This is a genomic window from Rouxiella sp. Mn2063, assembly GCF_049319665.1.
In the GTDB taxonomy this organism is placed as follows: domain Bacteria; phylum Pseudomonadota; class Gammaproteobacteria; order Enterobacterales; family Enterobacteriaceae; genus JBMOUD01.
In genome coordinates this window covers 13,430-38,071 of the sequence record NZ_JBMOUD010000003.1, presented here as the reverse complement: position 1 = coordinate 38,071, position 24,642 = coordinate 13,430, and the positions used below count along the sequence as shown (strand labels likewise).

The window sequence follows — 24,642 nt, the reverse complement described above, 5'->3', positions numbered from 1 at the left end:
TTGGAGTTTGCGATGAAAAAAATATTAATTGCAGCAATTATGGCAACAGCGAGCTTATCCGCAAGCGCAGCAGACACCATTCGCTTTGCGATGGAAGCGTCTTACGCTCCTTTTGAATATGTCGATGCTAACAACCAAATCCAAGGGTTTGATGTTGATTTGGCTAATCTGCTGTGTAAAGACATTCAGGCTACCTGTACCTTTAGCAATCAGGCTTTCGATAGTCTGATCCCAAGCCTGAAATTCCGCCGTATTGATGCCGTGATTTCTGGTATGGACATCACTCCAGATCGTCAAAAACAAGTCTCGTTCACCGCACCTTATTATGATAACTCAGCTATTTTTATCGCGGTAAAAGGCAAGTTTGCTGATCTGGCTGCACTGAAAGGCAAGCGTGTCGGTATGCAAAACGGCAGTACTCACCAGAAATACCTACTGGAAAAACATCCTGAAATTACTGCTGTTCCTTACGACAGCTATCAAAATGCGGTTCTTGACCTGAAAAATGGTCGCCTGGATGCCGTATTCGGTGATACCGCAGTCGTTAACGAATGGCTGAAAAAAGACGCAAATCTGTCTACCATCGGCGAAAAAATTACCGATAAAGATTACTTTGGTGAAGGTTTAGGTATTGCTGTGCGTCAAAATAACGACGAGCTGCTTAATAAACTCAACGGCGCACTAGCCAAAGCGAAGCAGGATGGTACTTACCAGGCTCTGTATACCAAATGGTTTCCGAAGTAATCCGAACAAATGATTGAATTTCAACCTCTTGTAAGTGCCGCCGGGATGACCGTCGGCCTTGCCATTTGTGCCCTCATCGTCGGCCTTGTGCTGGCGATGTTGTTTGCTGCCTGGGAATCCTCTCCGTGGAAGCCTTTTAGCTGGATTGGTACGGCGTGGGTAACGTTACTACGTGGATTGCCAGAAATCCTGGTGGTGTTGTTTATCTATTTCGGTTCATCTCAGTTGCTATTAACGCTGTCTGATGGCTTTACGTTGAACTTTGGTCTGTTCCAACTGCCGGTAAAACTGCCCTTCGACAATGTCGAAATTAGTCCGTTTACCTGCGGTGTCATCGCCCTGTCGCTGCTGTATTCCGCTTATGCTTCGCAAACGTTGCGCGGTGCATTGAAAGCCGTGCCTTACGGCCAATGGGAATCTGGCTCTGCGCTAGGCATGCGCAAATCGGCGATCTTCTTTCGTTTGATCATGCCGCAAATGTGGCGTCATGCCCTGCCAGGTCTGGGCAACCAATGGTTGGTACTATTAAAAGATACCGCTCTGGTTTCACTCATTAGTGTCAATGATCTCATGCTGCAAACTAAAAGTATTGCCACCCGTACTCAGGAGCCGTTTACCTGGTATATCACTGCTGCGGCAATCTATCTGGTGATTACTTTAATTAGCCAACAGATCATCAAACGTATTGAGCTGCGTACCACTCGCTTTGAACGGAGTGCATCTTAATGTGGGGCTATTTACCTGAAGTCATTAAAGGTCTGCATACCAGTCTGACCTTAACGATAGCAGCACTGATTGTTGCGCTGGCGTTGGCATTAATTTTCACCGTAATACTGACGTTGAAAATCCCGGTGCTAAAACACATCGTGCGCGGCTATATCACGCTATTTACCGGTACCCCTTTGCTGGTGCAAATCTTCCTGCTCTATTACGGTCCGGGGCAATTTCCCTCTATCCATAATGTTCCGTGGTTATGGAACCTGCTATCACAGCCCTGGCTGTGTGCCATGTTAGCCTTGGCCCTCAATAGCGCAGCCTATACTACCCAGCTGTTCTTTGGGGCAATTAAAGCTATTCCGGCTGGGCAATGGCAATCTTGTGAAGCACTAGGGATGTCGAAAAAACAGTCGTTGCGTATTCTTCTGCCCTTTGCTTTCAAGCGCTCGCTGTCATCCTACTCAAATGAAGTGGTGCTGGTCTTTAAGAGCACTTCTCTGGCCTACACCATCACCTTGATGGATGTCATGGGACACAGCCAGATGGTTTATGGCAATACCTATGATGTGATGGTGTTTGGTGCCGCAGGCGTCGTTTATTTGTGCGTTAATGGCTTACTCACGCTATTAATGCGACTGATTGAACGCAAAGCGCTGGTATTTGAACGACGAGGTTAATCCTCCGCCTAAAACCGAAGTCGATATGGCTTCGGTTTTTTTTCACCTCATAAGCCTCGTCACCTGACCATTTCTTGCGTGACGTCTCACAAAAATGAAATTCATTACATCAATTTCATAAAAATAGTGACCAATATCACACAAAACGACATAAAAGCTGCCTATAGTAACTGGCCGTAACCTTATCAAGGATGTACAGATGCATACTCGATTTACTGAGGCATTTTCTAGCCTATCTTCCGAACTGCAATCTGCTCTTGAGCCGATACTCTGTCATGACAGCTTCCCTGCCATGTTCACTACCCAACAGGTTGCCACCATAAAGCTGGCAACAGGACTCGATGACAATGCGCTGGCTTTTGCTTTACTGCCACTCGCCGCCGCCTGTGCTTTAACCCCTGTTTCTCACTTTAATGTTGGCGCTATTGCCCGTGGTATTAGCGGCAATCTCTACTTTGGTGCCAATATGGAATTTAGCGGCGCCGCTATTCAGCAAACGATTCATGCCGAACAGTGCTCGGTTACTCATGCCTGGCAGCGTGGCGAGCAGCAGTTGGAATCGGTTACGGTTAATTACACCCCATGCGGTCATTGCCGGCAGTTTATGAATGAGCTTAATAGCGGGACAGGGCTAAAAATCCATCTGCCAAATCGCAACGTTGCGACACTAGCAGACTACCTGCCGGACTCTTTTGGTCCAAAAGATTTAAATATCAGCACATTGCTAATGGATAAGGTTGATCACGGCTATAAGATTCAGGCAAGTGATTTGCTCAGCCAACAGGCGTTGTCAGCTTGTAACCAAAGCCATGCACCTTATAGTCAGTCGCACAGTGGCATCGCGCTGGAAAGCGACAGTGGTGAGATTTATAGCGGACGTTATGCGGAAAATGCCGCATTCAACCCAAGTTTACCGCCGCTGCAGGCCGCCTTGGTGTTACTAAATCTTTCAGGTGACAACTGCTTAAAAATACGTCGGGCAGTATTAGTGGAACATCATGCGCCACAAATTAGCCAGCTTGCCGCAACCCGCGCGACGCTGGAAGCTTTAGGCTGCAAAGATCTGACTTTACAGACTATCGTAGCGACAGAATCCGGCGAAATATCGCCGCTCTGATAGTCATAGGTACCAGGAGCCAAACTCAATATCAACGAGAGCTGGCTCCCTATATTTGGTTAGCCCAAGAGTTATCCAGAGAATATTTTTGCACCAATGGCGTTCATTTATCTCAATCACGCATTTTTATTAGTTTATTTTGCTATTTTCCAGCCAAAAAATTGAGTCTTCACTTTCAACTCTGATAAAGTTTCATGCGCTAAATATATACCCACAACGCTGCAGCCCGAAGGATGACGGGTATATACCCTATAGACTTCGAGATGCAGCTAGGCGGCAATCGAGATAATCCCTAGGAGCTTAGATAACTAAGTGACTGGGGTTAGCGAGAGCAGCCAACAACGCTGCATTTCGAAGGATGACGGGTATTGATAGATTTAGAAACATACTACTAATAAATACCGAACCTGTTTCGTCTATCTTGGCATTGTACTTTTTAGAATAGTCTTACAAAAAAACCACCCTACATTTACGAGACCTTGAAGAGTAAAATCAATGGAACTTGAATACGAAAGTAAACGTCCGCTATATATCCCACATGCTGGTCCTATCTTGCTTGAATTTCCACTGCTCAATAAAGGCAGTGCCTTTACTCAAGATGAACGCGCGAGTTTCAACCTGCACGGTCTGTTGCCAGAAGCGGTAGAAACTATCGAAGAGCAGGCTGCACGTGCCTATCGCCAGTTCCAGGATTTCAAAACCGATATTGATAAGCACATCTACCTGCGCAATATCCAAGATACTAACGAAACCTTATTCTATCGCTTGATTGATGAGCATCTCAGCGAAATGATGCCGGTTATTTATACGCCTACCGTTGGAGAAGCGTGCGAACACTTCTCGGATATCTATCGTCGCGCACGCGGGTTATTTATCTCTTACCCGAACCGTGAGCATATGGACGATATGCTGCAAAACGCCACCAAACAACACGTAAAAGTGGTGGTAGTCACCGACGGCGAACGTATTCTTGGTCTTGGCGACCAGGGCATCGGCGGAATGGGTATCCCTATTGGTAAACTCTCTCTGTATACCGCCTGTGGTGGTATCAGCCCAGCCTATACACTGCCAGTGGTGTTAGATGCCGGTACCAACAATCCGCAACTGCTCAATGACCCGCTGTATATGGGCTGGCGTCATCCACGCATTACTGGCGATGAATATAACGACTTCGTGGATCAATTCATCCAAGCGGTCAAAATCCGTTGGCCAAATGTGTTGCTGCAATTTGAAGATTTTGCGCAAAAAAATGCCACGCCTCTGCTTAACCGCTATCGTGATGAACTGTGCTGCTTCAATGATGATATTCAAGGCACCGCTGCCGTCACCTTGGGTAGCCTGATTGCCGCCAGCCGCGCTGCTGGATGCCGTCTGCGTGACCAAACGGTGACCTTCCTCGGTGCAGGTTCAGCAGGTTGTGGTATCGCTGAACAGATCATTGCGCAAATGAAATCCGAAGGCTTGAGCGAAGATGAAGCTCGTGCCCGCGTCTTAATGGTCGATCGTTTTGGTCTGTTAACGGATAAACTGCCTAACTTGTTAGATTTCCAAAGCAAGCTGGTACAAAAAAGCAGTGATATCGAAAGCTGGGGCTTAGATTCTGACAGCATTTCTCTGATGGATGTCGTGCGTAATGCTAAGCCAACCATCCTGATCGGCGTTTCTGGTCAACCGGGGCTGTTTACTGAAGAGCTCATTCGCGAAATGCATAAACATTGCGAGCGCCCAATCGTCATGCCGCTGAGCAACCCGACGTCTCGCGTTGAAGCACATCCGGCGGATATTATCAGTTGGACCGATGGCGCAGCGCTGGTTGCTACCGGCAGTCCTTTTGCCCCGGTACATTACAAAGATAAGGTTTATCCAATTGCCCAGTGCAATAACTCCTATATCTTCCCGGGGATTGGTCTGGCAGTTGTGGCATCAGGCGCGACCCGCGTAACTGACGGCATGCTAATGGCTGCTAGCCGCGCACTGGCTGATTGCTCACCGCTGGCAACCGATGGTGTAGGCTCACTACTGCCAGAAGTGAATGATATTCAAGGCGTATCAAAATGCATTGCGATGGAAGTCGGTAAAGCCGCTCAATTGCAAGGCGTGGCAATGGTCACCTCAGAAGATGCGTTATCTAAAGCTATCGAGCACAACTTCTGGTCACCGCAGTACCGCTCTTATAAGCGCACATCATTCTGATATTGATGACCCGAGTTGCACAAGACTAGCAACCTATAAAGAAAAGCCCCGCATGGGGCTTTTTAACATTTAACACTTTCATGATTATTTTGGCTGGTAAAAAACTAATCTGAACGTCAATTGCCTCGTTGTCTCACCTCACAGGCAACACAACTCTCACTCTGCAACTATCTTTTATCTACCCCCGCTACCTTAAACTAATTATCCAGACAGCCAATTGCTGAAAAATGCAGCAAAGCCCCTGATTGAAGCCGCGAAATTATTGCTTCACCGCTGCGGGTAAAGTAGCCTTGAACACCATGTACACTTCCATCGATTTAAGGTCCCTCCATGATTAAGCGACTAGCAGTAAGCTTTATCGGCATCGTCATCTTGATGCTGATTATTGCTGTTGGGCTTGATCAGTGGATTAGCTGGAAAACCAAACCCTATATTTATGATGAAGTGCAAGAATTGCCGCATCGCCAGGTCGGCGTCGTACTCGGCACGTCCAAATATTATCGAACTGGGGTTATTAACCAGTATTATTTGTATCGTATTCAAGGCGCGATTAACGCCTACAACAGCGGTAAGGTGAAGTATCTGCTGCTCAGCGGTGATAACGCGTTACAAAGCTACAATGAACCGCGCACTATGCGCCGGGATCTGATCGCCGCGGGTATTCCGGCTAACGATATCGTGCTCGATTACGCCGGGTTCCGTACGCTGGACTCGATTGTTCGCACCCGTAAGGTATTTGATACCAACGATTTTTTGGTTATCACCCAGCGCTTCCACTGTGAACGTGCGCTGTTTATCGCCTTGCATATGGGCATTCAGGCACAGTGTTTTGCGGTGCCCTCTCCCAAAGATATGCTGACTGTACGCGTGCGCGAAGTGTTCGCCCGACTCGGTGCCTTAGGTGATTTATACCTCCTTAAACGCCAACCGCGTTTCCTCGGCCCATTGATCCCCATTCCTGCTGTACACAATATTCCCGATGATGCACAAGGCTATCCAGCGGTCACTGCCGATCAAGTTTTAGCGCTACAACAACATCTGGAAGCTGAGAAAAAGGCCGCAGAGGAAAAAGCCGCGGCCGACAAAGCCGCAGCGGCGGATAAAGCTTTACAAGAAAAGTTGGCAGCAGAAAAGGCGGCGAAACGCAAAGCCCACCAGCAGGTTGAGCAGGAGGTTTATGAGGATGAAGATGGTCCGCAACCCGCGCTTGCTACCCCACCTGAAAACGCCAGAAACCCGTTCTCACAATCTCGGGATTACAATCAATAATTGCCAAAGCACCAAAAAAAGAGCCGCGTAACAACGCGGCTCTTTTTTACTTTTGTACGCCATACTTGCTCGCACGCGACAACGATTATTTCTTCTTGGCGTATTTCAATGAATCCAAAGCAACGGCGAAGATAATAATGCCGCCCTTGATAATATACTGCCAATAAGGGTTAACGCCGATATAGGTCAAACCATAGTTGATGACAGTAAAGATCAGCACTCCGGTAACCACACCAGCAACCGAACCCACGCCGCCGGCGAAGGATACGCCGCCAACCACACAGGCGGCAATAGCATCGAGCTCATACATAAAGCCCAAATTATTGGTGGCACTACCGATTCGCCCCGCTTCGAGCATCCCACCAAACGCGTAAAATACGCCGGATAATGCATAAATCATAATCAGATTAAGCGGGACATTCACGCCAGAGACTTTAGCCGCTTCAGGGTTACCGCCGATAGCGAAGATATTCTTACCAAAGCGGGTTTTATTCCACAGTATCCATACGAACACGATAGCGATCAGCGCATAGAAGGTAATGTAAGATAACTTCAATCCGCCCAGATGGATAAAGCCTTGAGCAAACTGCGAGAAGTGCGAATCAAAACCGGCAATCGGCGATGCGCCAACATAGTCGTAATACAGCGAGTTAATGCCGTAAACGATAATCATCGTACCCAATGTGGTGATGAATGGCGTCACATTCAGATAGGCAATAATAATGCCGTTAAGCAAACCAATCAGCGCACCAACCAGACACACGGTCAAGATAACTAACGGAATTGGCACCACTTCTAAGTGTGGAAACACCTTATTGACGTTATCCATGCCCTGCAACATCGTGGCGGCAACCACCGCAGCTAAACCAACCTGACGTCCGGCAGAGAGGTCAGTACCTTGAGTCACGATAAGCCCAGCGACACCCAGGGCAATAATCACCCGAACAGAAGACTGGGTTAAAATATTACCTAAGTTAATCAGACTCAGGAAAGTCGGATCCTGGAAGATAATAATCGCCAATAAAACAAACAGTACAATGTAAATCCCGCCCTCTTTAAAATAAGTGAGCATACTTTTCTTATTTAATGCTTTCATAATAAGAACCCTTAAAAATTAGAGGTGCAAGGATGCAAGGCGAAGAATTTCATTCTGCGAGGTATTTTTTGTTTCAACAATACCGGCAACCTGTCCATTGCTCATAACTAATATGCGATCGGTGATCCCCAGAAGTTCTGGCATTTCAGAAGAAATAATAATGATCCCTTTCTCCTTTTTAGCCAGTTCTGTCATTAATTGATAAATTTCAAACTTTGCCCCAACGTCGATACCGCGCGTTGGTTCATCGAGCATTAATATTTCAGGCTGGGTTAATAGCCATCTGCCAATAATGACCTTTTGTTGATTCCCTCCAGAAAGTGAACCGATGTGTGTTCTTTGACCCGGCGTTTTTACCCGCATTGAATCAATCACCCACTGAGTGTCACTTTTCATCCGGTTGTTATCTAACAGGCCAATTTTATTTTTATAACTGCGGATATTGGAGATAAGCGAGTTAAAGCCAATATCTAAATACGCATAAATCCCGGTTGAGCGCCGCTCCTCTGTGACTAATGCAAAGCCATGGTTAATCGCTTCGTTAGCGCTATGGTTATTAATTTTTTTGCCATGCAGTTTAATGGTACCTGAAACTTTCTCGCGGATACCAAATAACGTCTCGACGATATCGGTACGTTTAGCGCCGACTAATCCGGCAATACCGAGGATTTCGCCTTTATGTAAATCAAAAGAGATATCGCGGATTGATGGCTGGCGCAGCGAGGTTAAATTACGCACCTCAAGAATCACTTCACCCGGCGTATTTAAACGATCGGGAAAACGCTGACTCAAAGAACGCCCTACCATCATGGCGATGATTTTATCCATATCCAGCCCGTCTAAAGACTGGGTGGCGATCCACTGTCCATCTCGCAGAATCGTTATCTCATCGCAGAGTTGGAAAATCTCCTCCATCTTATGCGAGATATAAACAATGCCGCAGCCGCGCGCTTTCAGCTTGCGAATAATGGTAAACAGGTGATTAACTTCTTTCTCGGTCAATGATGAGGTTGGCTCGTCCATGATGACGATTTTGGCGTTGTAGGAGAATGCCTTAGCAATCTCGATCATCTGCATTTGCGACACCGATAACTTGCCCACTTTCTCACGCGGGTCAATATCGATATCCAGTTCATCAAAAATCGCTTTGGTATCTTGGTACATTTTGTCCTGATCGACAAAAAGCCCTTTGGTGGGGTAACGTCCCAACCACATGTTATCCATTACCGTGCGCTGCAGTACCAGGTTTAGCTCCTGATGAACCATAGAAACGCCCTGCTCTAGCGCCTCTTTTGCACTTTTAAAATTAACCTCTTTCCCTTGAAAAAGAATGGTGCCCGAATCTTTGCTGTAGATCCCGAATAAACATTTTAACAATGTGGATTTACCCGCACCATTCTCACCCATTAATGCGTGGATTGAGTAAGGGCGCACATTTAAATTCACGTTATCTAATGCTTTAACACCCGGAAATGATTTATTCACGCCAAGCATTTCCAGCAAATAATCGCCGGATTGCGGCGTATTAATATCAGCCATACTTTTACCTAATTATAAAATAGGATGTTGCTAGCAATCCCGACGACATAGGATGTCGCTGATGTTTTATTAAAGTAGGGATAGCATTGTCGGCCAGAGAACTGACCGACAATGCACGCTATAAATATAAACTTTTATATCAATACCACTACATTCATCTTGCTATGCCACGGCCACGATATTATTTAATGAATTGAGACAGATTATCTTTATCTACACCCACATATGGGATACGTACAATCTTATCGACCAGTTTCCACTGGGTGCCATCGGTTGGCGCTTTACCGTCAGCCAGGTTTTTAGCCAAATCGAAAGTGGCTTGCGCTTGGTTATTACCGTCATTCAGTACAGTACCGGCCATCGCGCCAGACTTCACTAACGCCAAGGCTTCTGGCAAGGCATCGACGCCAAATACTGGAATGCTAGATTTGTTATGCGCTTTGAGCGCTTCAACGGCCCCCATTGCCATCGCATCATTGTTGGCGATCACCACTTCAATTTTGTTGGCGTTTGGACCAGATAGCCACGCGTCCATTTTGTCTTTCGCCTGAGCGGTGTCCCACATTGCGGTATCTAGCTGCAATTGCTGCGTTTTCAGACCTTCTTTGTCATTCAAGGTTTTGATGACATAGGTAGTACGCGCTTCTGCATCTGGATGTCCCGGCTCGCCTTTAAGCAGAACATACTGAATAACGCCATCTTTGTTCAGATCCCAAGACGGATTCGCTTTCCAGTGTTTAGCAATCAGCTCACCTTGAATCACGCCAGACTCTTTCGAGTCGGCACCGACATAATAGGCTTTGTCATAACTGTCCAGCGCTTTACGTGAGGGTTCTTTGTTGAAGAACACCACCGGGACACCTGCGCTGCGAGCTTTCTCAATCACCACAGGCGCTGCCGCGGGGTCAACTAAGTTAATCGCTAAGGCTTTTACCCCTTTCGCCAATAAAACGTCGATCTGGTCATTCTGTTTTGATTGGTCGTTTTGTGAGTCATTCATCAAAAGTTGAATGTCAGGCGATGTTTTCGCATCTTTTTCAATGGATTTGCGTACTTCAGACATGAAGTTGTCGTCGTACTTATAAATCGTTACGCCGATACGGGTATCTGCAGCCTGTGCGTGTGCGCCAAACATCATCAAGGCAGACAATGCCGCCAGGGTAAAAGCCTTCTTCTTCATTTGTATCTCCGGTTTATGTAGGGGTACTGAGTATGGCGGCGGGTAACGTTCGCGTTTTTATTATCAGGATCGACTCCTGCTGCTGGCGCGTTAACGTTTCCACGACTTGCCTGCCGTCCCTGACATCGATCTCCCTGAACTTATTGCTATTATTTTTTTAATAAAACACGGTGATTGCTATCAGTAGATCTGTATTGTCCGTCTATCGGAAATAAACGGAATTATTTAGAAAGCGTCTGAATCATAGAGGCAGGAATGTTAATAAACTGTGAAATTTCTCACAATTTGAAAACGGTTACATTCGGGTTAATGCTTAAGGAGTGACCGGTGCCACATTTTGCCAGAGCGCGACCGAATGGCGACGCACTAACGTGGGCATGAAACAGTGATTGATAGCCGTCTCGTGCTGGTTAGCCGCACCTTGCAAGGCAAGTTCCGTCGCCAATATCGCCATTGATGTGATCGGATAACGCACGGTGGTTAATTTGGGGCTGGTATAACGCGCGATCGGAATATCATCAAAACCGACCAGTGAAAAATCTTGCGGAATATGGATGCCATTTTCTTTGAGTACCGCCAACGCCCCCGCGGCCATCGAGTCGTTATAAGTAAACACCGCGCTTAAATTCAGGTTCCTTCCCAGCAGTTCAACCATAGCGGCTTCTCCTCCTTGTAAATCCGGGGAACCTTCAGCCCGCCAGCTGTCAGGAGGTGCTTCACCATTAGGATGCGCCTGAGTCATGGCCTGCAAATAACCACTGTGACGCTCTAGCTCATCAGCAATGCCGCTATTTGAACCAATATAGGCGATACGCTTGTGACCTTGAGAAAGCAGTAAACGCGTCGCCATTTCGCCGCCAACAATATTATTGAGCGAGACACAGCGGTGCTCATACCCAGGGATACTGCGATTGATCAGCACCATACCCGGGACCTGATCCATAAAGCGCATCAACTCGGCATCTTCCAAAGCTTTGGCGTGAACAATCAATGCCTTGCAACGCTGACGAATCAAGATTTCAATCGCGTGACGCTCTTTCTCGGCAACGTGATAACTGTTGGCTATCAACAAATATTTATGATGCTGCTGTGCCACAGTATCGACGGCTTTGACCAACGCACCAAAAAAAGGATCGGAGACATCCATCACCACCACACCAACAGTATCGCTAGTTTGGGTCGCCAGCGCTTGGGCGTTGGCATTCGGCCGATAGCCGAGCACGTCAACGGCTTTTCGCACCTGCTCGCGGGCTTCCGGGCTGGCAATCGCTGGGTTATTCAATACTCGAGATACTGTCGCGACGGATACACCAGCCATCTTTGCCACATCACGAATCGTAACCATTAGATGACTCCGCCATTGAGAAACAAGACCGCTATCCTAAACACTTTTGGCTTATCGCTGCGTGAAATGCATCACAACTAAGAAAACGTTTACATACAAAATTTTAACAACCGAGTTGTTAGGACACCTAGCGAAGCTAAATTTAAAAGGATTTATGTTTGCACTGTGCAGGTTCGGTCGCTTTTTACTGAACGGGAATATGTCTGCGCTGCCGAACGCGACCGGCAAGGGCTTTTCGGCGAAAGCCCCTGCACCCAACGCCTGCGCTTAGCTTATCGGGTCGCTGCACGACTCCCCGCGCTTACTGCTTCGGCCGGTCGGGTCGGCTGAGACGGGCGTCCTGCCCGGCTCAACCTAAATCGTCCCTCCCTGGCCGATTTCCCCTGGCCTCATTCGTTCGCTTGGCCGATAAGATGCGCTATTGAAGGTCAAGGGCGAAGGTCAAGGGCAAAGGTCAAAGTCTGGTCAAGGACTGATTCAGGGCTGGGTTAGTGGCTGCGGGTACCTGAGGCGAGCGTGGTGAGTTGACGCCATAGCCATTCTAACGGGCCCTGGCGGAAGTGGCGTAGCCAGAGGAGCGTGATGGCGAGGTTGATTAACCAGACGGCAGGAACCAGCGCGACGAGTTGCAGGCGGTCGAAATGTTGGTAGAAGCCGAAGACGTTAAAGAAAGTGGTACAAATTAGGCTTTGCAGCAGGTAGTTGCTGAGTGCCATGCGGCCAATTTGTGACATCCAGTGGCCAATGCGTAAACGCGATATTAGCGGCCAGAAGCCGTAACAGAGTGCCAGATAAGCAATGGCTTGCAGTAAGCCGCCGAGTTCGCGCGGGACTTGTAAGAAGAATCCGCTCCAGCGATAGTCCCAGGCAAGATGCCACTGCATCGCGACCGCTGGGATTTGAATCAACAGTGAAAGCGGTAACAAAAAGGCGGCCAGACGACGATAGTGGCGTAAAGAATAACGCCCTTGTAACCAACCGCTGCGCATTAACCCAGCGCCGAGTAACATTGCCCCGCCTAGTTCCCAACCGTATTGTACGGCTAAAGAGAGCAGGCTCGAAGAGAGCATATCTGCGCGATTCTGAATGGCTTCTATTCCCCCTTTTAAGCGCCAGAATTTCTCGTATTGTAACTCGGCGATGCCCGGCAGCCAGTAGCCATCGGGCTTCGGTGAGGTGATAACTCCAAGTAATACCATCAGCAGCACGCCGGCAAGATACAACATGATGCCCGTATTAAGTAACGACTGGGTGCTTTTAGCATCACGAATCAGCCGCCAAAAAACTAACCCGAGTAATCCATAGGAAAGCAAAATATCGCCATCCCATAGAAAAACGGCATGCAGCAAACCACAAAGCAGTAATAACGATAGCCGCGACTGGATCCACATTTTGCCGCGTGGTAAGAGCAGTTGCAGACCGCCGCCAAACAACATGGCAAACATCATCAAGAATTTACCCTGCGCCAAAACATCCAATACCGCCCATGTCCAGGCATCACTGGTTGACGGAAAACCTTGATAGGCCGGATTTAGATAAGCGGCTTTCGGCAAACCAAAACTGCTGATATTGAGTAACAGGATGCCGAAAATAGCGATACCGCGCGCGAAATCGAGCGTAGCAATACGTGAACGGGGGGCTGGGTTTATTTGAGTCAATTGCAAAAAGCCGGTGAGAATAGATGAGTGGCAGATAGATTAACGGCACCCATGAGGTGCCGCAACTACAAGTGCTTACACGATGTTAAACACCACAAAAAACTGTCAAAAATCAGTTATGGTGACGCACCGCGCGCAGAAACTCCTGACGAGTATTCTGGCTGGATTTAAATAAACCACCCAATGACGTCGTGGTGGTTGCGCTGGTGGCATCACGAATGCCGCGCGCTTTCACACAGTAGTGCACCGCATCAATAGAAACCGCAACGTTTTTAGTCCCCAGCAAGGTTTGCAGCGCCAGCAATACTTGCTGTGTTAAACGCTCTTGCACCTGTGGACGCTGCGAGAAGAACTGCACAATGCGGTTCAGCTTCGATAAACCGATAACATAATCTTTCGGGATATAAGAAACCGTTGCCTTGCCGTCAATAGTAACAAAGTGATGTTCGCAGGTGCTGGTCAACGTAATATCGCGTACCGTCACCATCTCATCGACTTTCATCTTGTTTTCGATAAGGGTGATTTTCGGGAAATTGGCATAATCCAGGCCAGAGAAAATTTCATCAACGTACATTTTGGCAATTCGATGCGGCGTTTCTGCCAGGCTGTCATCGCTCAAATCCAGGTTGAGCAACTGCATAATGCCCGTCATATGCTCTTTGATGCGCTGTTTACGCGTATCGTCATCTAAAGGCAGAGCCTCACGCAATGGCGTTTCTAGCCCGTGCGCCAATAGCGCCTCATGTACCAATACCGCTTCTTTACTTAATGATGTCATTCTTATTCTCCAGCAGGTGATACCACTTTGATATCGATCACATCAAAATGAGGTGGGTTACTGTAGATGACTGCGGGGCCATAATCCAGTGATTGTCTTTCATGATAGCTGAAATAGCTGCAACTTATTGCCCGCGCAGCCAGCGCTATCTCCCGCGGCGCACCACTAATACCCCAGCAATCAAGAAGCTGGCAAAGGCAACATAAAGTGCGGGTTCTAACCTACCGGTGAATTTAGTCGACAGTGATGACAAAATCGGCCCGACTAATTGGCCAATGGCATAACCTGTCGTTAATAGACCCGCCATATAACGGCTATGGCTGGGTGCTAATTCGCGGCTGTAATGAATCGCCAGTTGTACCCCCAGCATCAACCCTCCGCCGACTAACAATGCACTGACCACTAAGCCATTAACACCGGGAATAATTTCAGCGCAGAGTATCCCCAACGCCTGTACCCAAAAGACAATCGCCAGGCGCTTTTGGGTAGTCAACAAATGCTGAGTCATTATCCCGATAACAATCCCTAATACTCCCGCGCCGCCGAATACTGGCCAAACAAATTGGGCAAACAGGCTATCAGGGAAACGGGCATTGGCGATTTGCGATAAAAATGTCGCCGGGAGGATATAACCAAACCCACCGAGACTATAGGCAATCAGCAAACGCTTTAGCGCAGGTGTCATGGTAAAGGGGGCGCTGACAACCTGTGTACGATGCATCTCACCTTTGCGTGGAAGATTAATAGTGATAGCAGCGGCTAATATCAGCGTTAATACGCCATAAACTCCCCACGCCTCTGAAGAGTTTAATGACAGACTGTGAATACCGACCGCCACTATCCCGCTAAAAAAAATCCCAACACAAGGCCCGGCAAACACCGCAACACTTAGCTTAGGTCGTCCGTGATGCGCTAATTGTTCGTTACACCACGACGAGACCATCACCATCGTCCAGCCACTGGCCCAGCCAGATAAAAAGCGAATAATACCGTGAGCAATACTCCCGCTGGCAAAAGCAGAGATCAGCGTCAGGGCCACCGTGCCCCACACCCCCAACCACAAACGACGTTCCAAATGCCGACTTGCTTTCATCGCATCATACGCACCGAACAAATAGCCCAGGTAGTTAAGTGCCGCCACCAGACTGGCGGCCGTCAGCGAAAATTGATGTTCAGCTATCATCAAAGGCACTTGCGGAGTAAATGAAAAACGTCCAATTCCCATTGCTACAACCAGCGCGAAAAAACCACTTATCGCGATACGAAACGCCATGATGTTCACCTTATTCTTATTAATGTGGGTATGCCGTTCTTGTCTGCCCAAGAAATACCGAGAATCAGGCATCTCAGGGCACCGAACTAAAGAAAAGCTGTTAATCATCATGCCTTATGTTTAGAATCACAAAAAATGAATAATGATAATCAAGTTACTCACGATAAGAGAACAATATGGATCTCACTCAACTGCGGATGTTTTGCTGTGTGGCCGAAACCGGTTCATTGGTTCGCGCTGCAGAACAACTCCATCGTGTCCCATCCAACCTCACGACTCGGTTGCGTCAATTAGAACTCGAGTTAGGTAGCGATCTCTTTATCCGTGAGAAACAGCGGTTACGTCTTTCCGCTATGGGCCACAATTTTCTTGGCTATGCGCAACGTATTTTGGCCTTAAGTGATGAGGCGATGAATATCACCCATTCGGGGGTTCCTGCTGGGAATTTTGCGCTAGGTTCAATGGAAAGCGCCGCCGCTACACGCTTGCCAAGCCTATTGGCATCATTTCATCAACGCTATCCGCAGGTCGCCTTGTCGTTGACCACTGTCACTTCTGGCGAAGCGATAGAACGAGTCCGCGCAGGGAAACTGGCCGCGGCATTAGTCGATGGCGGTGTCGACTCAGATGACCTCAACGGTTGTATCGCTTTTCGAGAAAAGCTGGTGGTGATCTCTCCTTTAGGCAAGCCGCCGCTGAGCTGTGCTGAGCCTAATTCAGGGCTGACCGCGTTCACCTTTCGTTCGAGCTGTTCCTATCGCCAGCGCCTGCAAGAGTGGGTGAGCCATCACGGACAGCGCACACAAACCGTACTGGAAATTCAGTCTTATCACGCCATGCTCGCTTGCGTTGCCAGCGGAGCCGGTATTGCGATGATGCCAGAAGCTGTATTGCAGCAGTTGCCCGGTAAAGAAGACGTACAAGTGAATGAGGTGGAAGACTCCTTCTGTGACACTGCCACGTGGTTGATATGGCGACGTGATGCTTTTAGTCCCAACGTCCGGGCTTTAAAAGAGTTAATTATTAAGCAAAATGATGGCCAGCCGCTGGTCCTCAAACACCCTATTATTGGCGAGTAGACGTTATCTGCTGCGCCAAACGATTTATTGACCATACTTTTAGTATTGATAGATCCACATAAACAACATGTCATGCCACCGGCATCACCATGAGCGAATGCAGACCAAAGGAGCCATTATGCAGATGATCAAAACCCGTGCCGCCGTTGCCTGGGGCCCAAACCAACCTTTATCGATTGAAGAAGTTGACCTGATGCCACCGCAGAAGGGCGAAGTGCTGGTACGCATTGTTGCCACTGGCGTTTGCCATACCGATGCATACACGCTGTCAGGTAAAGATCCTGAAGGCGTGTTCCCGGCGATCCTCGGTCACGAAGGCGGTGGCGTAGTGGAAGCCGTGGGCGAAGGTGTCACCAGCGTGCAAGTTGGCGATCACGTGATCCCGCTTTACACCCCGGAATGTGGCGAGTGTAAGTTCTGTAAATCGGGTAAAACCAACCTGTGCCAGGCGATTCGTGCGACCCAAGGTAAAGGCTTGATGCCAGATGGCACCACGCGTTTCTTTAAAGACGGTAAGCCGATTTTCCACTATATGGGCACCTCGACTTTCTCTGAGTACACCGTAGTGCCTGAAATTTCTCTGGCGAAAATTAATAAAGAAGCGCCGCTGGAAGAAGTCTGCCTGCTGGGCTGTGGCGTGACCACCGGTATGGGTGCCGTCATCAACACCGCTAAGGTGAAGCAAGGCGATACCGTGGCTATTTTTGGTCTGGGTGGCATTGGTTTATCCGCGATTATCGGTGCACAAATGGCCGGTGCCGGACGCATTATTGGTATCGATTTGAACACCAGCAAGTTTGACCTGGCCCGTAAACTCGGTGCTACCGACTTGATCAACCCGAAAGATTATGACAAGCCAATTCAAGATGTGATCGTCGAGATGACCGACGGTGGCGTAGATTTCTCCTTTGAATGTATTGGCAACGTAAACGTGATGCGCTCTGCATTAGAGTGCTGTCACAAAGGCTGGGGCGAGTCGGTTATTATCGGCGTAGCCGGTGCGGGTGAAGAGATTGCAACTCGTCCATTCCAACTGGTGACCGGTCGCGTATGGCGCGGTTCTGCTTTTGGCGGTGTTAAAGGCCGCAGCCAATTGCCAGGTATCGTGCAACGTTATCTCGACGGTGAGTTTGCACTCAATGACTTTATTACCCACACCATGCCGCTGGAACAAATCAATGAGGCCTTTGATTTAATGCATGAAGGGAAATCTATTCGTTCGGTCGTGCATTTCAGCCCTGCCAATAAATAATCAGAGGCCAACACATGAGCATGTCGATAGAACTTATTGAAGAACACCGCATGTTCGGCGGCTGGCAGCAGCGTTATCGCCACCAGTCCAGCAGTTTGAATTGTGCGATGACATTCAGTATTTATCTGCCCCCGCCGCGCGATGATAATCCGCCTCCGGTGCTCTACTGGTTGTCCGGTTTGACCTGTAATGACGAGAACTTTACCTTAAAAGCTGGCGCGCAACGCGTGGCTGCTGAATTGGGGCTGGTGTTAGTGATGGCCGATACCAGCCCGCGCGGTGAGCAGGTCGCCAACGATGAGGGTTATGATCTGGGCCAAGGGGCCGGATTTTACCTGAATGCTACACAAGCGCCGTGGGCGGCACATTTTAGAATGTATGACTACATCATTGATGAGTTGCCGCAACTGATTGGGCAACATTTTAGCGTCAGCGATCGTCAGTCGATCTGTGGTCATTCGATGGGCGGACACGGCGCGTTGATGTTGGCATTGCGCAATCCACAGCGCTTTTGTTCTGTTTCGGCCTTTGCGCCGATCGTCAATCCTTGTCAGGTGCCTTGGGGCCGCCGTGTCTTTGCGGCCTATCTGGGCGAGGATGAAAGCCAGTGGCTGCAATATGATAGCTGCTACTTGCTTAGCACCCTGCCCGATGGCCAAGCGCCGCTGCCGATTTTGGTCGATCAAGGGGATAGCGATCAGTTCCTGGCCGATCAGCTACAGCCGGCTAAATTAGCCGAGCTGGCGCGTCAGCGCGGCTGGCCGCTGCAACTGCGTGTTCAGCCGGGTTATGACCACAGCTATTTCACTATCGCCAGCTTTATTGAAGATCATCTGCGTTTTCATGCCGACTATCTGCATCGGCAGTGAGTTGCAGCAAATAGCGTCAAATAAAACGACACATCGCGCCTTTGCCTTTTGGCTCAGGCGCGATGCTTCATCCCTTCACACACTATCCTTTCACACATGACCTTCTCAATATCAGCCTTTTAACTTCGGATCCAGCGCATCACGCAGGCCATCGCCGAGCAAGTTAAACGCCAACACGGTGATAAAAATCGCCAGACTCGGGAAAATAGCCTCGTGCGGCGCGGTGACCATGTCAGCACGCGCATCGTTTAGCATCGCGCCCCACTCTGGCGTTGGCGGCTGTGCGCCTAAACCGAGGAAAGAAAGGCTGGCGGCGGTAATAATCGAGGTGCCGATACGCATGGTGAAATAGACCACAATCGAGGACAAGGTGCCGGGCAAGATATGGCGGAAAATAATCACCGCATCCGACGCACCAATACTTCGTGCTGATTCGATATAGGTCAGGTGTTTGAGCACCAAGGTGTTCCCCCGCACTAAACGGGCAAATGCCGGTACGCTGAATATGGCGACGGCGATAATAACGTTAGTCATGCCGGTGCCCATAATGGCCACCACCGCAATCGCCAGCAAAATACCGGGGAAGGCAAACAACACATCGCAAATGCGCATGGTTACACGATCCCACCAGCCTTCGTAGTAACCGGCAAATAGCCCCAATACGGTGCCAATCGCCCCACCCAATACCACTGATAGTAATCCGGCGGTCAGCGAGATACGTGAACCGATTAAAATGCGGCTGAAAATATCACGCCCCAACGAATCCACACCAAGCCAGTGCATCAACGAAGGCCCTTGGTTCAGACGATCATAATCAAAGTAATTTTCGGCATCAAAGGGCGCTAGCCAAGGGGCGAAAATCGCCACCAGAATAAGCAGAATAATAAAAATTCCCGCTGCCAGCGCAATATGTTGCTTACGAAAACGCTGCCAAAATGCCATCAGCGGCGTGCGCACGCGGTTGGCAGATTGCGCATCATTGTCTTTGAGTGACTCTGGATTAATCAGCGGCATGGTAGCCAGCACCGATTTACGTCGCCAGTTTTTCATGCGCATGCTCACTTATATCGAATCGCAGGGTTGATGACCGCATACAGCATGTCAACCAACAGGTTAATCAGAATAAATTCCAGCGAGAACAGCAGAACTTCCGCCTGAATCACCGGGTAATCGCGCATCTCAACGGAATCGACCAACAGACGTCCCAGCCCCGGCCAGTTAAAGACTTTCTCGACCACTATCGAGCCGCCGAGCAGGAAACCAAATTGCAGCCCCATCATAGTGACGACCGGGATCATCGCGTTTCGCAAACCATGTTTAACCACGACGAACCACTCATGTACCCCTTTGGCACGCGCGGTACGCATATAGTCTTCCTGCATCACCTCGACAAAAGAGGCGCGGGTGAAGCGCGCCATGATGGCAGCAACCGCAGCCCCTAACGTAATCGAGGGTAAAACATAGTTTTTCCAGCCATCAGCACCGATAGTTGGCAACCAGCCAAGATTGACAGAAAAAATTTGCATCAGCAGCATGCCCAGCGCAAAAGCCGGGAAAGAGATACCAGACACCGCCAGCGCCATGCCCAAACGGTCAGGCCAACGATTGCGCCACACCGCAGAGACAACACCAATGATCAGTCCAAAAATCACTGACCACAGCATACTGGTGAGCGTAAGGAAAAGTGTCGGCAGAAAACGCGCGCCAATCTCATCAATGACCGGGCGTTTGGATACCATCGAGTGGCCAAAATCACCCTGTAGCGCATGCGTAAAGAAGGTAATGAATTGCTGCCATAACGGTTTATCCAGCCCTAAATCCTGGCGTACCAGATTAACCACATTTTGGTCAGCATCTTGCCCGGCCAGTAATCGTGCCGGATCGCCAGGTAACAGATGGACGAAGAGAAAGACTAATACCGCAACAATCAGTAACGTTGGAATCAAACCAAACAGGCGTTTCAGAAAATAATTCAACATAACGTTTTTAGTATAATCATTGGTGGGACTGGCTCCTAGCTTATCTGGAAAACGGGCTTTATATATAATGCATACCCAAGAAACTTCAAGATGCAGGTAGGCGGCAATCGAGAGACAAATCGGTCAGGAACCGATTTGAACAGCGCTTGCGCTGGGCTGTTAGGCTGAGCCTCAGGGAAGAGGCTCATCAATCCCCAGGAACTTAGATAACTAAGTTCCTGGGGCGCACGAGGGCAGCCAACAACCCTACAACTTGAAGTATGACGGGTATATACAAAGCCCGTACAGATTACTTCAGATCTGCATTATCAAAGTTAAATGACGTATCCGGCATCACATAGAAACCTGTCAGACGTTTGTTTTGTGCTGACAGCAAACGTTCAGTCGCCAGGAACGCCCAAGGCGCATCGGCCCAGATTTGCTTTTGCGCATCCAGATACAACGCGGCTTTCGCGGTTGAATCCGTGGTATTTAGCGCATCCGCTAAATCTTTATCCACTTTAGGATTGCTATAGAAACCAGTATTGAATTGGTTTGGCGTTGCCGCTTTGGTCGCAAACAGCGGTGATAATGCCCAGTCGGCTTCACCGGTAGAGGCTGACCAGCCGGTGTAGAACATCTTCAGTGCCGACTCTTTTTGACCAACGTTCTCAACCTGTGCTGCGCGTTGTGCAGCATCAAAGGCGGTAATGGTCACTTTAATGCCCACTTGTGCCAGTTGTTGCTGCGCAAACTGAATGGCTTTTTGCGCGGTGCTGGTGTTATGCGATGACCACAACGTAGTAGTGAAACCATTCGGATATCCGGCTTCTTTCAACAACTCTTTCGCTTTAGCTGGGTCATATGGCCACGGTTTGAATTTCGCCGCATACTGGATGCTTTCTGGCAATGGACCTTCGGCTGGTACGGCATAACCTGAGAAGGCCACTTTGATCAGCGCATCTTTGTTGATGGCATAGTTGATTGCTTCACGGACCCTGACGTCATCAAATGGCTTCTGCGTCACATTAAAGCTGATGTAACGTTGCAGAATAGATTTAGATGCCACGACGTCTAGCTTGTTGTTTTTCTCCAACAGGCTAGCTTGCTCATAGGGTACCGGATAGGCTAAATCTGCTTCGCCAGTTTGCAACATGGCCGCGCGGGTGTTGTTGTCCACCACCGGACGCCAGGTAATGGTATCGAGTTTTGGCTCACCCTTTTTCCAGTAACCAGCAAACTTCTTCACTTTTACAAAGTCAGTCTGATTCCACTGCTCCAGCGTATAAGGACCTGTCCCCACCGGGTGGAAACCGATATCTTTACCGTATTTCGCCAGCGCTGCTGGAGAGATCATCACCGCTGACGGATGCGCCAGGTTATTGATGAAGGCAGAGAATGGCGCTTTCAAGACGATTTTCACCGTATTAGCATCAACGACATCGGTGTGGGCGATAGTTTTAAACAGGTTATAGCGCTTGAGATGATTGTCTGGATTGCTGGCGCGATCGAGGTTAACTTTCACCGCTTCGGCGTTGAAATCCGTGCCATCCTGGAACTTAATGCCTGGATGCAATTTGATGGTGTAGGTTAAACCATCTGGGCTGACGGTATAGCTATCAGCCAGCACGTTAACCAGTTTCATATCCTTATCAAAACCAAACAGGCCTTGATAGAAAGATTTGGCCACGGCTTGCGATAACGTATCGTTGGCGTCATAAGGGTCAAGGGAGGTGAAGTTAGACCCAACTGCAATGGTCACATCCTTCTCCGCCCACGCGGAAGCCGAGGCAAACGCCCCAAAAACGGCAGCCGCTAGCACGGCTTTACGGATCAAATTATGCTGTGTCATCTTTATTCCTTTTCCTTTACTACCCTGTCAATAAACGTTGGCTATTGCATGACGAGCAACGTAGTGCCCCTCTGCGACCTGAACCAACGGTGCAATAATAGGTTCATCGCCCAACGAACGGATTGGGCTTGGGATTTCATCCACCAATAGCGCATGCTCTTGGCGGCGACGCGATGGGTCAGCGACGGGCACGGCGGCCATCAGTTTTTTGGTATACGGATGCTGTGGATTCTCAAACACCGCACGGCGCGGACCGATCTCTACAATTTGCCCAAGATACATCACCGCGACGCGATGACTTACGCGTTCGACTACCGCCATATCATGAGAAATAAACAAGAAGGCAATGCCGAACTCACGCTGTAAATCCATCAACAAATTGACGATTTGCGCCTGAATAGAGACATCCAACGCCGAGACAGACTCATCAGCGATGACCACTTTAGGATTAAGCGCCAAAGCACGGGCGATACAAATACGCTGACGTTGCCCTCCAGAGAATTCATGCGGGTAGCGCTGTGCATGCTCTGGTAATAAGCCGACTTTTTCCAACAGCCAGGCTACGCGCTTTTCGGCCTCTTTACCGCTGGCCACTTTGTGTACCAACAGCGGCTCCATAATCGAATAACCGACGGTCACACGCGGATCGAGCGATGCGTAAGGGTCTTGAAAAATAAACTGAATATCACGGCGTAAATGCTGTAATTCAGAACCTTTTAGGTCGGTAATCGTCTGTCCATTGAAAATAATCGTGCCACTCTGGCTTTCCACTAAACGCAGCAAAGAACGCCCGGTGGTCGATTTGCCGCAACCTGACTCTCCCACCAGCGCTAAGGTTTCACCAGGATAGAGGTCAAAACTCACCTTTTCGACGGCATGGACTTGTCGTGTGACGCGATTAAACAAGCCGCTGCGCACGCCAAAACGTGTCACCAAATCTTTTACCTGCAAGATAGGTGGCGCCCCGGGAACCAGCGTGTCTTGTACTAATGAAACGGCCGCGCCCTGTTCTGCTACTTTTACCGCGGCAGATTCTGCGCTTAATAACGGGAAACGCGCCGGTAACGATTGCCCGGTCATTGCACCAAGCTTGGGCACAGCCGCTAATAGCGCACGAGTATAGGGATGCTCTGGGGCGCTAAACACTTTATCCACACTGCCCATTTCAACTTTTTCGCCGCGATACATCACCAGCACGCGATCGGCAATTTCTGCAACCACGCCCATATCGTGGGTAATAAAAATCACCGCCATCTGCATCTCTTTTTGCAGCACACGGATTAATTGCAGGATTTGCGCCTGGATGGTGACATCAAGTGCCGTCGTAGGCTCATCGGCTATCAATAGTGCCGGACGGCAAGAGAGTGCCATAGCAATCATCACCCGCTGGCGCATACCGCCGGAGAGCTGATGTGGGAAACTGTCGAGGATTTTTTTAGCTTCAGGAATACGCACCAAATCAAGCATACGTAATGCTTCGGCTCGCGCCGTGCGGTGATCCTTACCCTGATGTAAACGGATAGATTCGGCAATCTGTTCGCCAACCGGGAATACCGGATTAAGCGAGGTCATCGGCTCTTGGAAAATCATCGCAATATCCGCGCCGCGCAGCTCGCGCATTGCAGCCTGCGACGCGGCAGTTAAATCCACGACCTGTGCATTACGTCGGCGAAATAAGACATCGCCTTGACTGATTTGCCCACCGCCCTGCTCAATCAGGCGCATTAGTGCCAAGGAGGTAACGGACTTTCCTGAACCCGATTCGCCAACAATCGCCAGCGTTTCACCACGGTTAACGTGGAAGTTGAGATTGCGTACCGCTTCGATTGTCCGACCTTCATGCGAAAATCGCACATTGAGATCGCGCGCAGACAATACCTGATTGTCTGCCAGCGACCATTTATCAGCAGACGAGGTGCCTGTAAAAGATCTTTCAACCTGGATGATGGATTCGCTCACGCAATCTCCTAAGTAATTCAAGTAATCCTTAAGGCTGTTAAGTTGGCGATTTTATACAAAGGGCACAACCAGCGGTTCATGAATACT

20 protein-coding genes are annotated in these 24,642 nt (G+C 49.0%); 9 read left to right on the top strand and 11 right to left on the bottom strand.

What is annotated here, in order from left to right; translation table 11 throughout:
- Positions 1 to 12 precede the first annotated feature (12 nt).
- From artJ to sanA, 6 genes are all read left to right on the top strand, one after another.
- Entirely contained in the window at positions 13 to 744 is a 732-nt protein-coding gene (gene artJ / locus ACL9RG_RS05605; protein ID WP_422791621.1) for an arginine ABC transporter substrate-binding protein, read from the top strand.
- Between the two features lie 9 nt (positions 745 to 753).
- Positions 754 to 1,470 (top strand): arginine ABC transporter permease ArtQ, encoded by a 717-nt coding sequence (gene artQ / locus ACL9RG_RS05600; RefSeq protein ID WP_422791620.1) that lies wholly within the window; start codon positions 754 to 756, stop codon positions 1,468 to 1,470.
- Positions 1,470 to 2,138 (top strand): arginine ABC transporter permease ArtM, encoded by a 669-nt coding sequence (gene artM / locus ACL9RG_RS05595; RefSeq protein WP_422791619.1) that lies wholly within the window; start codon positions 1,470 to 1,472, stop codon positions 2,136 to 2,138. Before artQ ends, artM begins: the two co-directional genes overlap by 1 nt.
- A gap of 199 nt (positions 2,139 to 2,337) precedes the next feature.
- Positions 2,338 to 3,255, top strand: a complete 918-nt coding sequence (gene cdd, locus ACL9RG_RS05590) for a cytidine deaminase (protein WP_422791618.1) — start codon at positions 2,338 to 2,340, stop codon at positions 3,253 to 3,255.
- A gap of 495 nt (positions 3,256 to 3,750) precedes the next feature.
- Positions 3,751 to 5,448, top strand: coding sequence for an NAD-dependent malic enzyme (locus ACL9RG_RS05585; protein WP_422791617.1), 1,698 nt, complete (start codon positions 3,751 to 3,753; stop codon positions 5,446 to 5,448).
- Between the two features lie 330 nt (positions 5,449 to 5,778).
- The gene (gene sanA, locus ACL9RG_RS05580) at positions 5,779 to 6,717 is read left to right on the top strand and encodes an outer membrane permeability protein SanA (RefSeq protein WP_422791616.1); all 939 of its coding nucleotides are present in this window, start codon (positions 5,779 to 5,781) and stop codon (positions 6,715 to 6,717) included.
- 85 nt (positions 6,718 to 6,802) lie between these two features.
- Here the strand turns inward: sanA and mglC are convergent, their stop codons facing one another.
- The 7 genes from mglC to ACL9RG_RS05545 all read right to left on the bottom strand — a co-directional run bounded on the left by mglC (position 6,803) and on the right by ACL9RG_RS05545 (position 15,586).
- The gene (gene mglC, locus ACL9RG_RS05575) at positions 6,803 to 7,813 is read right to left on the bottom strand and encodes a galactose/methyl galactoside ABC transporter permease MglC (RefSeq protein WP_422791615.1); all 1,011 of its coding nucleotides are present in this window, start codon (positions 7,811 to 7,813) and stop codon (positions 6,803 to 6,805) included.
- Positions 7,814 to 7,831: 18 nt separating this feature from the next.
- Positions 7,832 to 9,352: a galactose/methyl galactoside ABC transporter ATP-binding protein MglA gene (mglA, locus tag ACL9RG_RS05570; RefSeq protein WP_422791614.1), complete on the bottom strand. Its 1,521-nt coding sequence runs from the start codon at positions 9,350 to 9,352 to the stop codon at positions 7,832 to 7,834.
- A gap of 181 nt (positions 9,353 to 9,533) precedes the next feature.
- Complete coding sequence (gene mglB / locus ACL9RG_RS05565; RefSeq protein ID WP_422791613.1) at positions 9,534 to 10,532, bottom strand: galactose/glucose ABC transporter substrate-binding protein MglB; 999 nt, start codon at positions 10,530 to 10,532, stop codon at positions 9,534 to 9,536.
- A 313-nt stretch (positions 10,533 to 10,845) separates the two neighbouring features.
- The gene (gene galS / locus ACL9RG_RS05560; protein ID WP_422791612.1) at positions 10,846 to 11,877 is read right to left on the bottom strand and encodes an HTH-type transcriptional regulator GalS; all 1,032 of its coding nucleotides are present in this window, start codon (positions 11,875 to 11,877) and stop codon (positions 10,846 to 10,848) included.
- Positions 11,878 to 12,365: 488 nt separating this feature from the next.
- Entirely contained in the window at positions 12,366 to 13,535 is a 1,170-nt protein-coding gene (yeiB, locus tag ACL9RG_RS05555; protein ID WP_422791611.1) for a DUF418 domain-containing protein YeiB, read from the bottom strand.
- 112 nt (positions 13,536 to 13,647) lie between these two features.
- Positions 13,648 to 14,313: a GTP cyclohydrolase I FolE gene (gene folE / locus ACL9RG_RS05550; protein ID WP_422791610.1), complete on the bottom strand. Its 666-nt coding sequence runs from the start codon at positions 14,311 to 14,313 to the stop codon at positions 13,648 to 13,650.
- Positions 14,314 to 14,458: 145 nt separating this feature from the next.
- Positions 14,459 to 15,586, bottom strand: coding sequence for a YbfB/YjiJ family MFS transporter (locus ACL9RG_RS05545; RefSeq protein WP_422791609.1), 1,128 nt, complete (start codon positions 15,584 to 15,586; stop codon positions 14,459 to 14,461).
- A 176-nt stretch (positions 15,587 to 15,762) separates the two neighbouring features.
- On the opposite strand from ACL9RG_RS05545, the gene ptrR reads away from it, so the two are divergent.
- The 3 genes from ptrR to fghA all read left to right on the top strand — a co-directional run bounded on the left by ptrR (position 15,763) and on the right by fghA (position 18,786).
- Positions 15,763 to 16,665, top strand: coding sequence for a putrescine utilization regulator PtrR (gene ptrR / locus ACL9RG_RS05540; protein WP_422791608.1), 903 nt, complete (start codon positions 15,763 to 15,765; stop codon positions 16,663 to 16,665).
- Between the two features lie 118 nt (positions 16,666 to 16,783).
- Positions 16,784 to 17,917 (top strand): S-(hydroxymethyl)glutathione dehydrogenase/class III alcohol dehydrogenase, encoded by a 1,134-nt coding sequence (locus tag ACL9RG_RS05535; RefSeq protein ID WP_422791607.1) that lies wholly within the window; start codon positions 16,784 to 16,786, stop codon positions 17,915 to 17,917.
- Between the two features lie 14 nt (positions 17,918 to 17,931).
- On the top strand, positions 17,932 to 18,786 hold the full coding sequence (gene fghA, locus ACL9RG_RS05530; RefSeq protein ID WP_422791606.1) for an S-formylglutathione hydrolase: 855 nt from the start codon (positions 17,932 to 17,934) through the stop codon (positions 18,784 to 18,786).
- 111 nt (positions 18,787 to 18,897) lie between these two features.
- Here the strand turns inward: fghA and gsiD are convergent, their stop codons facing one another.
- The 4 genes from gsiD to gsiA form a co-directional block, all read right to left on the bottom strand.
- Positions 18,898 to 19,836 (bottom strand): glutathione ABC transporter permease GsiD, encoded by a 939-nt coding sequence (gene gsiD / locus ACL9RG_RS05525; RefSeq protein WP_422791605.1) that lies wholly within the window; start codon positions 19,834 to 19,836, stop codon positions 18,898 to 18,900.
- Between the two features lie 8 nt (positions 19,837 to 19,844).
- Complete coding sequence (gene gsiC, locus ACL9RG_RS05520; RefSeq protein ID WP_422791604.1) at positions 19,845 to 20,765, bottom strand: glutathione ABC transporter permease GsiC; 921 nt, start codon at positions 20,763 to 20,765, stop codon at positions 19,845 to 19,847.
- A 289-nt stretch (positions 20,766 to 21,054) separates the two neighbouring features.
- The gene (gene gsiB, locus ACL9RG_RS05515) at positions 21,055 to 22,596 is read right to left on the bottom strand and encodes a glutathione ABC transporter substrate-binding protein GsiB (RefSeq protein WP_422791603.1); all 1,542 of its coding nucleotides are present in this window, start codon (positions 22,594 to 22,596) and stop codon (positions 21,055 to 21,057) included.
- A gap of 27 nt (positions 22,597 to 22,623) precedes the next feature.
- Complete coding sequence (gene gsiA, locus ACL9RG_RS05510) at positions 22,624 to 24,489, bottom strand: glutathione ABC transporter ATP-binding protein GsiA (protein ID WP_422791961.1); 1,866 nt, start codon at positions 24,487 to 24,489, stop codon at positions 22,624 to 22,626.
- Between the last annotated feature and the right edge of the window lie 153 nt (positions 24,490 to 24,642).